This is a genomic window from Marinifilum flexuosum (genome assembly GCF_003610555.1).
Lineage (GTDB): Bacteria > Bacteroidota > Bacteroidia > Bacteroidales > Marinifilaceae > Marinifilum > Marinifilum flexuosum.
Genome location: NZ_RAPQ01000008.1, coordinates 982,591 through 995,128, shown reverse-complemented (window position 1 = coordinate 995,128; position 12,538 = coordinate 982,591). Strand labels below are relative to the sequence as shown.

Annotated in this window: 8 protein-coding genes; 5 read left to right on the top strand and 3 right to left on the bottom strand. The window is 36.8% G+C overall.

The annotated features are described in order from the left end of the window. Nucleotides 1-111: 111 nt before the first annotated feature. The 4 genes from mtaB to BXY64_RS04335 all read left to right on the top strand — a co-directional run bounded on the left by mtaB (nt 112) and on the right by BXY64_RS04335 (nt 4,323). Complete coding sequence (mtaB, locus tag BXY64_RS04350) at nt 112-1,443, top strand: tRNA (N(6)-L-threonylcarbamoyladenosine(37)-C(2))-methylthiotransferase MtaB (RefSeq protein ID WP_120238709.1); 1,332 nt, start codon at nt 112-114, stop codon at nt 1,441-1,443. A 71-nt stretch (nt 1,444-1,514) separates the two neighbouring features. Further along, entirely contained in the window at nt 1,515-2,315 is an 801-nt protein-coding gene (locus BXY64_RS04345) for an inositol monophosphatase family protein (RefSeq protein ID WP_120238708.1), read from the top strand. A gap of 25 nt (nt 2,316-2,340) precedes the next feature. Continuing rightward, entirely contained in the window at nt 2,341-3,216 is an 876-nt protein-coding gene (locus tag BXY64_RS04340; protein WP_120238707.1) for a lysophospholipid acyltransferase family protein, read from the top strand. A 72-nt stretch (nt 3,217-3,288) separates the two neighbouring features. Beyond that, nucleotides 3,289-4,323, top strand: a complete 1,035-nt coding sequence (locus BXY64_RS04335) for a glycosyltransferase family 2 protein (RefSeq protein WP_120238706.1) — start codon at nt 3,289-3,291, stop codon at nt 4,321-4,323. Between the two features lie 844 nt (nt 4,324-5,167). Here the strand turns inward: BXY64_RS04335 and sugE are convergent. From sugE to BXY64_RS04320, 3 genes are all read right to left on the bottom strand, one after another. Further along, nucleotides 5,168-5,494, bottom strand: a complete 327-nt coding sequence (sugE, locus tag BXY64_RS04330) for a quaternary ammonium compound efflux SMR transporter SugE (protein ID WP_282014384.1) — start codon at nt 5,492-5,494, stop codon at nt 5,168-5,170. 2 nt (nt 5,495-5,496) lie between these two features. Further along, nucleotides 5,497-6,786: a UDP-N-acetylmuramoyl-tripeptide--D-alanyl-D-alanine ligase gene (locus tag BXY64_RS04325; RefSeq protein ID WP_120238705.1), complete on the bottom strand. Its 1,290-nt coding sequence runs from the start codon at nt 6,784-6,786 to the stop codon at nt 5,497-5,499. A gap of 103 nt (nt 6,787-6,889) precedes the next feature. After that, nucleotides 6,890-8,404, bottom strand: a complete 1,515-nt coding sequence (locus BXY64_RS04320) for an SUMF1/EgtB/PvdO family nonheme iron enzyme (RefSeq protein ID WP_120238704.1) — start codon at nt 8,402-8,404, stop codon at nt 6,890-6,892. Nucleotides 8,405-8,742: 338 nt separating this feature from the next. Here BXY64_RS04320 and porU point away from each other — a divergent pair, with 338 nt between their 5' ends. Beyond that, nucleotides 8,743-12,522: a type IX secretion system sortase PorU gene (gene porU / locus BXY64_RS04315; RefSeq protein ID WP_120238703.1), complete on the top strand. Its 3,780-nt coding sequence runs from the start codon at nt 8,743-8,745 to the stop codon at nt 12,520-12,522. Nucleotides 12,523-12,538 lie beyond the last annotated feature (16 nt).

The following is a 12,538-nucleotide window of genomic DNA, read 5'->3' as shown; positions in this document are numbered from 1 at the left end:
ATATACTAATGGCTGCAGTGTTAAGTTCTCTAACATCATTCATTAATATATCGGAATTATACCAAAAGTTAATGTTTATAATAAAGAGTACAATCAGCAGAGGGAAAGAATATGTTGCAAGGTAAAACTGTTGCATTTTATACATTAGGATGCAAATTGAATTTTTCGGAAACTTCGACCATAGGTAGATCATTTAAAGAAATGGGCTTCGAAACGGTGAAGATGACAGAAAAAGCTGATATCTACGTAATCAATACTTGTTCGGTAACCGATCAGGCCGATAAAAAATGTCGACAAGCCATTAAGAAAGTAATTAAAACCAATCCGAATGCATTTGTTGCGGTTATTGGTTGTTACGCTCAATTAAAGCCAAAGGAAATTCTTGAAATTCCAGGTGTTGATTTGGTTTTAGGTGCGAACGAAAAATTCAACATCCATAAGTACATCGATCACCTAGAGAAAAAAGGAACGGGTGACCTACAGCCTTGCGAGGTGGAATCGGTTAAAGATTTTCACTCATCCTATTCGATGGGCGACAGAACCAGATGTTTCCTTAAAATTCAGGATGGTTGCAATTACTTCTGTACATACTGTACCATTCCTTATGCCAGAGGTCGCAGTAGAAATAATAGCATTGCCGATACGGTAAAGCAAGCTGAAAAGGTAGCTGCCGAAGGTGCAAAAGAAATTATCCTTACAGGTGTTAACATTGGTGATTTTGGTAAAAGTACCAATGAGACATTCTTGGGTCTGATTAAAGAATTGGAAAAAGTGGAAGGCATTGAGCGATTCAGAATTTCATCAATAGAGCCGAACTTGTTGAGCAATGACATTATTGATTTCGTTGCCGGCTCGAAGAAATTTGTAAATCACTTTCATATTCCATTGCAAGCAGGATCGAACAAGGTTCTGAAGTTGATGAAGAGAAGATACGACAGAGAGCTGTTCGCTCAACGTATTGAAAAAATCAAATCATTGCTTCCTGATGCTTTTATTGGTGTTGATGTGATTGCTGGTAGTCGTGGAGAAAGCGAAGAAGATTTCAACGATGCCTACATGTTTATCAACGAATTGCCAATTAGTCAGCTTCATGTGTTCCCTTATTCGGAAAGACAAGGAACAAAGGCGCTTGAAATTAAAGAATCTGTTCCTGTTGAAGAGAGAAAGCGTCGTGCTAAAATGTTCCAGATCTTATCTGAGAAAAAACTAAGAGCTTTTTATCAGGAACACCTGAACGAGGAACTTGAAGTATTGTTCGAAGGCTACAACGACAATGGTAAAATGTACGGATTCACCGAAAATTACATTAAAGTTGAAATTCCTTACAATCAAAACCTGAGTAATCAGTTGGCAAAAGTTCAGCTTGTAAACATTAACGAAAAAGGTCATGTTGATGCTGAATTGATAAATGAAGCAGAGTTCAGTTTTAGGCCGATTATTTAATCATATTTCAAGAATTGATATTAGCTTTGAAGTAAATTATCAATTTTAAATCACTACCAATCGCATTTGTCATGAACCAATTGGAAGATTTATGTCTGAAAACCAATGAAATTGCTAAAAAAGCTGGTGCTTTCATTAAAGAACAGCAGAATAAAATTAAAGCAGATATTGTTGAAACCAAAGGCATGCACGATTTTGTTACCTACGTTGACAAAACATCGGAAGAGTTAATTGTTGCCGAGTTGAAGAAGATTCTTCCTGAAGCAGGTTTTATTGCTGAGGAAGGAACGGAAACCTATCGTGCCGATCGTTACAATTGGATCATCGATCCGCTTGACGGAACAACCAACTACATTCATGGCTTCTCTCCTTTTGCTGTAAGCATTGCCTTGCAGGAAAACGATGAGATTGTTTTGGGCGTGGTTTACGAAATCAGCCTTGACGAATGCTTTTACTCGTGGAAAGGTGCCAATGGAGCTTTCCTAAATGGCAATTCAATTCATGTTTCTAAGGCTAATACGGTTGATGCATCCTTAATTGCTACTGGTTTTCCTTACTACGATTACGATTTACTAAAGAACTTTATGGCAACATTGGAGTATTTCATCCTGAATTCTCATGGTGTTCGTCGTCCTGGTTCTGCGGCTACCGATTTGGCCTATGTTGCCTGCGGTAGATTCGAAGCTTTTTACGAATACAGCCTTCAGGCCTGGGATGTTGCAGCTGGTTCTTTCCTTGTGAAACAAGCTGGTGGAGCGGTTTGCGACTTTAAAGGAGGCCATGATTACATCTTCGGAAAAGAAATCATTGCATCAAACGGTTTGGTTCAGGAAGAATTTAAATCGGTGGTGCAAAAGTACATGCTCAAATAATTCTCTTTTTTATTGATCTGATAACATGACTAAGTTTTTTTCCTATATCGCATATGGTTTTATAAAGCTATTAAGTTATTTGCCATTGCCAGTACTCTATATCTTTTCTGATATTATTTTCTTTATTGTGTACCATGTTGTGGGGTATCGCAAGCAAGTTGTTCATGCGAATTTAAAGAATGCCTTTCCCGAGAAATCTGATAAAGAGATTAGAAAAATAGGAAAAGAATTCTTCTCGCATTTCTGCGATAGCTTTATCGAAACCATTAAACTATGGACCATAAGCGAGAAGGAAATCAAAAAAAGATGTAAGTTCCTACAACCTGATTTTTTCAATCAGTATAAAGAATCTGGTAAAAGCGTAATGGCTATTCTTGGTCACTATGGCAATTGGGAATGGATGACTTCCTTTCCAGCTTGGAAAGATGTTAATTTGCTTCCGATTTACAAACCTCTTCACAATAAGGTTTTCGATAAATTATACATCCAATTAAGAGAACGATTTGGTGCCAAAACGCTTCCAAAAGATGATACTTTGCGAACCATGCTAAGGTACAGAAGTGAAAAAGAATTTACCGTAACTGTTTTTCTTGGCGATCAAACTCCAAACAGAAACAGCATTCATTACTGGACCAAATTCTTAAATCAGGATACACCTATTTTGCAAGGAACCGAACGTATTGCCAAGAAATTGGATCAGGCTGTTGTATTTTGTAGTATGCAAAAGGTAAAACGAGGATATTACGAGGTTGATTTCATCCCATTGTTCGATAATCCTAAAGAGGCTAAAGACAATGAAATTACAGAGAAACATACTCGTGTTTTAGAAGAAATCATTCAGAAGAATCCTGCTTATTGGCTATGGTCGCACAAGCGATGGAAGCACAAGAAAGACAGTTAATAGTGAGCAGTAAATAGTTATCAGTCAACAAAACAATAGAGTTACTGATTTACAGGTATTTTTAAAGAAGAAATGAATAGAATCGGAATTGTAATACTAAATTGGAATGGCAAAGAACTTTTGAAACAGTTCCTTCCTTCAGTGGTAAGCCACTCTAAAAGAGAATGGGCCGAAATAATTGTGGCTGATAACGCCTCAACCGACAATTCCATTGCATTTCTTGAGCAAGAATATCCTGATATCAGATTAATTCAATTGGATAAAAACTATGGTTTTGCCGAAGGATACAACAGAGCCTTGGCTCAACTCGATCATGAATACTTTGTTCTGCTGAACTCGGATGTGGAAGTGAGTGAAAACTGGTTAGATTCCATTTACCAGCAGTTCGAAAACAATACCGATATTGCTGCTGCTCAGCCAAAAATTAAAGCTTACCACAACAAGTCGGGTTTTGAGTATGCTGGTGCTGCAGGAGGTTTTATCGATTATTTGGGATACCCGTTTTGCCGAGGTAGAATTCTTGATACCATTGAGGAAGACACTGCCCAGTACGATAACAACATTGATGTGCTGTGGGCCAGTGGTGCTGCCTTGTTTATCAGAGCTGATATCTACAAGAATACAGGTGGTTTAGATGGAGATTTCTTTGCTCACATGGAAGAAATCGATCTTTGCTGGCGTATTAAAAACCAGGGGCACAGAATCATTTGCGATACCAACTCAACGGTTTACCATGTTGGCGGGGCAACCCTTCCTAATCACAGTTCGCGCAAGTTGTTCCTAAATTTCCGCAACAACCTGTTGATGTTGTACAAGAACCTGCCATCCAATAAATTCATATCTACATTCTTTTACCGAATGGTGTTAGATGGTGTTGCAGCCTTTAAATTTTTGCTTGGTGGTGAATTTGCCAACTTTGCAGCCGTATTTAAAGCTCACATGTCTTTCTATGGCATGATTGGACAATTCCATAGGAAGCGCAAAGAATTATTACCTCTTGTAAGCAAGAATCATCACAAAGAAATTTACCGCAATAGCATCATTTTCGATTACTTTCTCAGATCGAAGAAAAGATATTCTGAGATTGAACAACAACTAAAAGCATAGCCATTCTGCCTGTTTGCTTTAAATTCCTAATTATTAATAATGCTTAAATGCCTGGTTGTGGTAATCAGACAACATTTTGCCATGCCTAATCCACTGGTTAAGCTTTAGAACTGATGTGTTACAGCATTCCGCTGCCTATTTGTAGTATTCCTTCACTCGGTTGTAATCTTACTTCATCGTGTTGCAACTTTTCGCCAATAGGTTGCAATCTTCCACCGCTCGGTTGAAGTATTCCACTGCTCGGTTGAGGTTTTCCGCCGCTCGGTTACAATCTTCCGGTGCTCGGTTGAAGCTTTCCGTTGGGGCTACATAATAATATATAAAATCATAAAAGCAACACTACAAGCATGTATTGCAACACATTACAAACAAACTATCTTTAGAAGAACAAGAATCTCAACCAAGTAGGCACAAAAGATAACTGAATAACAGAACAACAGAAGAAGTTGTATTCAATAAATGAAAAATAAATCAGTAACTATTTTTCATTCATATTTCAATGCAAATAAATAGGATGCCTGTTCTTTTCACAGATCATAAGCCACTAAATACGAATTCCTGAAGATAAATAATTGGAAAAATTACGGTACGCTGTACCCCTGTTCATTTATATTGAACCTTGAGCTATAAATATTCTGGTGTTCCTCACCAATTCAATATGAGCTTCCTACTTTATTTTATCTTTAAGCAGCGCTGCTGCTTAATATTTATAGATAGGTTGACATTGCAATTATCATTAAGGTGCAGAGCACCGCAATATTTTACCAATCAATAACAATCGATTCTGCTTGAGTAATGATTCCTAATTCATCAAATGGATCTCAAACTATCGACAAAAAAACATCTAGGTAGTAGCTGTAAACTTTAATCCAATAATGGCAACCAACAACAGGAGCATGAAGAATATACGAGAGAAATGAACAGGCTCTCCAAACAAAACGATTCCTAGTACCGCGGTAGACAAAGCACCTATCCCAGTCCAAACAGCATATGCCGTACCAACTGGTAAATTTTTAATGGCCAAAGCTAAAAAGTACAGACTAATGCCCATAGCAACAATGGTAATTACACTTGGCCACAGTTTCGTGAATCCTTGTGCATATTTTAGTCCAATGGCCCAAACGGCCTCAAATAATCCCGCTACAATTAAATAAATCCAAGCTATTCCCATTTCTACAATTTTTCTATCAACTTCTCTAACTGAATTCCTCTCGATCCCTTTATCAGGATGTAATGATTCTTAACTTCTTCTTTCTCCAAAATGGCAGCAACCTCTTCTGCTTTAAGAAAAGTTTTATACTGATTTTCGGAATTCACCTTCGAGAAGATATCTCCCACCAGGTACACATTCTCCAAAGATCTTTCCTGTAACAATTCAATTAATTGCTGATGTTCTTTTTCCGAATCTTCTCCCAGTTCCAGCATGTCTCCCAAAATCACCAACTTGTTTTTTATTGGCAAATCGGCAAAATTGTTTACCGCAACTCCCATACTGGTTGGGTTGGCATTGTAGGCATCCAAAAACAAAACATTATTTTCGGTCTTCTTTAGTTGCGAACGATTGTTGCTTGGTTCGTAATTCTCCAAAGCCACTTTAATATCCGATTCCTTGACATCGAAATATCGTCCAACCGTAACGGCTGCCAGAGCATTCTCGAAATTGTAGCCACCAATCAATTTGGTTTTGATGTAAAGCTTGCCAATTTTCGGAGATCTTAATTCCAATACCAAATAAGGTGCAGCTTGCAAAAATTTGGCTTTACTATCGGCCTCCTCGCTATTGCCATAGCTATGTATTTCCTGATCATTCAACATTCCCATTAAATGATCGCTCTCGCAGTTTACAAACACCTTGCCTCTACCCTGCAAGTAATCGTACAGTTCCTTCTTGGTTTTTTTAACCCCTTCGAATGAACCAAAACCTTCCAAATGCGCTTTCCCAACATTGGTAATGATTCCAAAATTTGGTTCTGCAATCTCACACAAGAACTTTATCTCCTCAGGATGATTTGCTCCCATCTCAACCACACCAAATTCGGTTTCTTCGGTCATTGATAACAATGTTAAAGGCACTCCAATATGATTGTTAAAGTTGCCTTGAGTCGCAAATGTTTTGTATTTCATACTCAATACTGCATTTACCAACTCCTTGGTTGTAGTTTTTCCATTGGTACCAGTAATGGCCAAAATCGGAATCCCTAAACTCCTGCGATGCTCTCTGGCCAAATCCTGCAATGCAGTTAAAACATCATCCACCAAAATACAAGAGTCATTCACTGCAAATTCTTCTTCATCAACCACAGCATATTTACATCCTTGTTCAATTGCTGATTCGGCAAACTTGTTTCCGTTAAAATTTGCCCCTTTCAATGCAAAGAATATCGAATTGGGAACAATTTTTCTTGTATCAGTAACAACAATAGGATACTGTTTAAATATGCTGTATAGTTTAGAATTTTCCATTGGAATTGTCTCGTATTATTTGAATGACGAAATTAATAAAATCAAATAAAAAACCCCATCCTTTTATAGAATGGGGTTTTGTTTTATTTCGAAAACTACTTCTCTATTTCTGAGTTGGTCTTCCTACGCGCGTCATCGCACAACGGAAACCAATATCATCTCTTGCTTCTTTCTGATCCAAGAATCTGCGAGCACTTGGTGCCATCCAGAAAGCTCTGTCTTTCCAAGAACCACCTTTGTACACTCTAGAGTTATCAGTAACCATAGAACTGAAATCGCTACCATCCTGTCCTCTACCTTGCACATACATACGGCTCGAACCTTGTGTTTGATGTTCTGGATTGTTCCACTCGTAATCAGAAACAATACTTGAAGATACGTCACCATCACGATAGTTACGGTTATCGGCAGTCTTATAGTTTTCACGTCCTACCAATTCCTCATCCTTTTGTAATCTGTAACGAATACGTCCCAAGCTATCTTTTTCGGCAATATTTCCTTCCTCGTCGCGTACTTTTGTTTTAAATACGTTACCACGATATGGATTAAATTCAGCAATATCTTCTGGCGACATTGGACGATAAACATCAGCAACCCATTCGCTAACATTACCAGCCATACAGTACAAACCAAAATCGTTTGGCCAGAATGAGTTTACTGGAACTGTTACATCACCAGCATCATTCAAAGCGCCAGCAGTACCCATGTAGTCACCACGTCCACGAGCAAAGTTAGCCATCATCTGACCACGAACCTTTTTATTCTCGTTTCTCACCCAGTGACCATTCCAAGGGAAAATTCTTTTATCAGTAATTCTTTCCTCTTCCGAGTTTCCAATCAATGCAGTTGCAGCATATTCCCATTCCGCTTCAGATGGCAAACGGTATTTTGGAAGTAGAATACCATCAGTCCAACGAACTTGTCTTTCTTCGTTATCCGGGTCTAAATCTGGTAAGTTCTTGTTTACTGAACCTTCGTACTGTCCAGCTAAATATGCTTCTGTATTAAAGTTATTTTCATCTCGCTGTGCAGGATCGTCATTTAAGATTCCCTTATCGATAAGAATTCTTTCATTAACACGATCAGTACGCCACTCACAATAATCAATAGCTTGTTCCCAAGATACACCTACAACTGGATATTCAGCATAAGCAGGATGACGTAGGTAATTGTTTACGTATGGTTCGTTGTAAGCCAACTCATCGCGCCACACCAAAGTGTCAGGCAATGCTTTCTTATAAACTTCAGGGTAAGAAACGTAAACTCTTTTGGTCCAATGTAAGTATTCCAGATAATCAACATTACGAACTTCTGTTTCATCAATATAAAAAGAAGGAACCGTAACTCTTCTTGGAACATTATTCCAATCGTACATTACATCCTGCTGGGTTCTACCCATAGTAAATGTACCACCTTCTACAAATTTTAGTCCAGGACCAGTAGCCTGTTCGTAACCGCTATGATATTCAAAACCTCCATTGTCAGGATCATTGTATGCCCATCCGGTAGTTTTTGATTTTTCTCCTTTACCTACCAGATTCTTAACCTTCGAACATGATGGGAAGATCATTAATCCAGCAGCAAAAACAGCAATAACTATGCTATAATTTAGTTTCATAATAGATTGAATGTAGTTTATCTTCAAAAATACTTAACTCAACAAATATAACTAAAAGTGCTATAATTTTATTGTATCTGATTTTAGTTTTTCGATTAAATATTTAACATTTTTTACTAAAAAATCTAATCTGTACTCATCTACCTGATTCTCTGTAGCTAAATTTAATTCATGATTTTATCTTCATTCCGTAGGCTTAATCATTTTTAATAAAATATTTTTCGCTACAAGTAAAAATATCAAGTTTCAGATATCATAAGCAGTTTGCTCGTCAATGTGTAAAGTTTTATTTATTTTGCGTTAATTCTGTTTTCAATAACGAAACTTAAAACCAAAAAATGCGCTATCTCATAATTGTTCTAATTTTATTGATCGGAAAAGTAAGTTTTTCCCAAACTTCCGATACTTTCAAACTAGATTGGTCTGATACTTACATTTCATCTCCAGATGGAGAAAACATTAGAACCATAACCTTTAATAGCGCATCACTTGATCTGACGAACAACTGGTTACCTGAATTTTATCACTTACAAAGAACAGGTTCAAACGGAGATATTTTCTCTGTTGAGTTAGTGGATACGCATTTTGCTCAGTTAAGTTCCATCGAACAGCAAATTTTACGAAATAAATCTTTTTCTTCAGAAATAACACCTGAAACAGAACCAGTTTCAATCAGAAAGATTCAATATCAAAAAGTGCAATTTGTTCCGATCAGAAAAAATCCAACAAATGGTACAGTCGAAAAACTAATCAGTTTTAAACTTCGGTTCAAAAAGATCAGTCAACAAAGAAGTGTAAAATCAGTAAAAAACTATGCTAGCAATTCTGTTTTAAGTGGTGGAAACTGGGTGAAAATTTCAGTTGACACAACTGCCATTCACAAAATTACCTATCAACAATTAATTGATATGGGAATTTCAAATCCGGCAAGTGTTCGTATTTATGGTTATGGAGGAGGAATGCTTCCAAAAATGAACTCGGAATTGGTAAAAGATGATCTTCCTGTAGTTCCTGTATATTTCAACACTGGCAGCGATGGAACTTTTAATGATGGTGATTTCCTGTTATTCTATGCCAAAGGACCCAGAAATTGGAGATACGACGAAGATAAATCTGAATTTGTTCATGAAAATCATTTGTACTCCAATAATGCATATTACTTTCTGAGCTCAGATCAGGGAAGTGCTCAAATCATACAACAGCAAAACTCAGAATCAAATTTCACAAACACAGTTAATTCTTTTAATGACTATCGATTAATCGACATTGATGAAACCAATTTATTAGAAAGTGGCAGGTTATGGTTGGGACAGGAATTCGACGTAACAACAGAATTCGACTATAGCTTTAATTTTACCAACATATTAAACACTTCCAGCGCAATAGTTACAGCTCGTTTTGCAGCAAGATCATCCTCAGAAACCAGTTTAAAACTTAGTTCTGGTTCTAACAACATAGGAACAATTAATTTTTCAGCAGTAAACACTGGAAGCTATACGGCTACTTATGCCAGATTGGAAGAAAAAACATTTACCAGTTTTACACCTACAAACAATCAGGTTGATATTAAATTGGAATATGAAAAAAGTTCTGCTTCATCTATTGGTTGGTTAGATTACTTAAGGGTAAATGCTCGCTGCAATCTATCACTAAACGGTTCACAAACTGCATTTAGAGATATTGAATCAGTAGCAACGGGTAACATTTCTCGTTTTCAAATTCAAAACTGTTCAACATCAACAATTGTCTGGGATGTTAGCAATCAAAATGCAGCAAAACAAATTCCACTTAGTTTAAATGGAACCACAGGTAGTTTTAACGCAACAACCAACAGTTTAAAAGAGTTTGTTGTTTTCAATCCTCAAGGTAATTTTCCTGAACCAAAAGTGATTGGCAACATACAAAATCAAAATTTGCATGCCTTGCCACAAACCGACATGCTGATTGTTAGCGCAAAAACATTTTTATCTCATGCCGAACAGATTGCTAATTACCACAGAAACATTGATAATTTACATGTTACCGTAGTAGATCAAAATGTAATTTTCAATGAGTTTTCTTCAGGCACATCTGATGTATCAGCCATCCGAAATTTTATTAAAATGTTCTACGACCGTTCATCTGGTGAATCGGATATGATCAAGTATTTATTATTATTCGGAGATGGTTCATTCGATAATAAGTCTGATAGAGAAAGTAACACAAATAAAATATTGACCTACCAATCGGAAAACTCTCTAAGTCCAACTCAATCCTTCGTAACCGATGATTATTTTGGACTTTTGGATGATGATGAAGGAGAAGCTACAGGACTAGTCGATATTGGAATAGGAAGGTTCCCTGTTAACACTTCAGAAGAGGCTCAAATCGTGGTCAATAAAATTCTAAATTACAATTCTGCCGAAAAAGGTGATTGGCAAACGATGGTTTGTTTTATCGGCGATGATGAAGATAACAATACTCACATGCGAGATGCCAACAGGCTGGCTGTCCAAATTGAAAACAATTATCCTCAATACAGAGCTCAAAGAATATTTTTAGATGATTTTGAACAAATAACAAGTTCGGCTGGTCAGCGATACCCTAATGTAAATACAGAAATCAACGAAAGTATTAACAAAGGAACATTAATCATGAATTACACGGGCCATGGTAATGAAAATGGTCTGGCGCATGAGCATATTTTAATGACTGATGATATTTACTCTTGGCAAAATCCAGTTAAGCTTCCATTGTTCATGACTGCGACTTGTGAGTTTAGCCGATTCGACAACTACAAAAAATTATCAGCAGGTGAAATCATACTTCTTCGAGATAAAGGCGGTGGTATAGGACTTTTCACAACTACCCGACTTGTGTTTTCATCTCCGAATTTTACCTTGAATCAAAATTTCTACAATTATGCATTTGAGAGAGATTCTGATGGGAAATTTTATCGTTTGGGTGATATCATGAGGTTGACTAAAAATGTAACTTCTTCGGGAATCAACAAGCGAAACTTCACCCTTTTGGGCGATCCTGCTTTGCGTTTAAACTATCCGGAACACAATGCTATAAGTACACACCTTAATGATGTGTTAATATCACAACCTGTAGATACATTAAAAGCTCTTAGCGAGATTAAAATCTCAGGTAAAATTACTTCAGGATCAGGAGCTGACCTAAGTAATTTTAATGGTATTGTTTACCCAACCATCTATGACAAAGCCGTCAATAAATCAACCAAAGGGAATGATGGGATTCCATTTGAATATACTAGCCAAACCAGTATTTTATACAAAGGAAAAGCAAGTATCAAAAATGGCAAATTCGATTTTTCATTCTTTGTTCCCAAAGATATAAACTATCAATATGGAAAAGGTAAGATCTCCTATTATGCATCGAGTAATGGTATGGATGCTGCAGGTTTTACCAATTCAATTATTGTTGGGGGAACCAATCCTAGTGCCAGCGATGATAAAATTGGTCCGGAAATAGAATTGTACATGAACGATGAACAATTTACACCAGGCGGGATGACCAACGAAAATCCTCTTTTATTGGCTATCGTTCAAGATGCAAGTGGTATCAACACCGTTGGCAACTCAATTGGTCATGATTTAATAGCAATATTGGATCAAAAATCTGAAAATCCTATCGATCTAAATGATTTCTACGAAGCAGATCTTGACAATTATAAAAAAGGAAAAGTAAGTTATCAATTGAGTGAACTGGAAACAGGAGAACATGAAATACAACTAAAAGTATGGGATAATGTGAATAATTCATCAGTTGCGAGTTTAGATTTTGTTGTTGCAGAAACAGCTGATTTGGTAATTAAACATGTACTAAACTATCCTAATCCATTTACTACAAATACAGGCTTTTATTTTGAACACAATCAAGCTTCGAGCGAATTGGATGTTCTCATTCAAATCCTAACAGTATCAGGAAAATTAATTAAAACCATCGAAACTACAATTGGTTCATCTGGCAACAGAGTTGGCCCCATTCAATGGGATGGAAAAGATGATTTTGGAAATTCCATTGGTCGTGGAGTTTACTTCTATCGCGTAAAAGTTCGTGCTGATAATGGAAAAACTGTAAATAAATTTCAAAAATTAGTGATCCTCAAATAATAAAAATCCGCTTTAT

What these genes read in the sequence shown, in the direction of transcription:
- BXY64_RS04340 (WP_120238707.1), top strand. Translation starts at nt 2,341, where the DNA reads ATGACTAAGTTTTTTTCCTATATCGCATATGGTTTTATAAAGCTATTA.
- sugE (WP_282014384.1), bottom strand. Translation starts at nt 5,494, where the DNA reads ATGGGAATAGCTTGGATTTATTTAATTGTAGCGGGATTATTTGAGGCC.
- BXY64_RS04345 (WP_120238708.1), top strand. Translation starts at nt 1,515, where the DNA reads ATGAACCAATTGGAAGATTTATGTCTGAAAACCAATGAAATTGCTAAA.
- BXY64_RS04320 (WP_120238704.1), bottom strand. Translation starts at nt 8,404, where the DNA reads ATGAAACTAAATTATAGCATAGTTATTGCTGTTTTTGCTGCTGGATTA.
- BXY64_RS04325 (WP_120238705.1), bottom strand. Translation starts at nt 6,786, where the DNA reads ATGGAAAATTCTAAACTATACAGCATATTTAAACAGTATCCTATTGTT.
- BXY64_RS04335 (WP_120238706.1), top strand. Translation starts at nt 3,289, where the DNA reads ATGAATAGAATCGGAATTGTAATACTAAATTGGAATGGCAAAGAACTT.
- porU (WP_120238703.1), top strand. Translation starts at nt 8,743, where the DNA reads ATGCGCTATCTCATAATTGTTCTAATTTTATTGATCGGAAAAGTAAGT.
- mtaB (WP_120238709.1), top strand. Translation starts at nt 112, where the DNA reads ATGTTGCAAGGTAAAACTGTTGCATTTTATACATTAGGATGCAAATTG.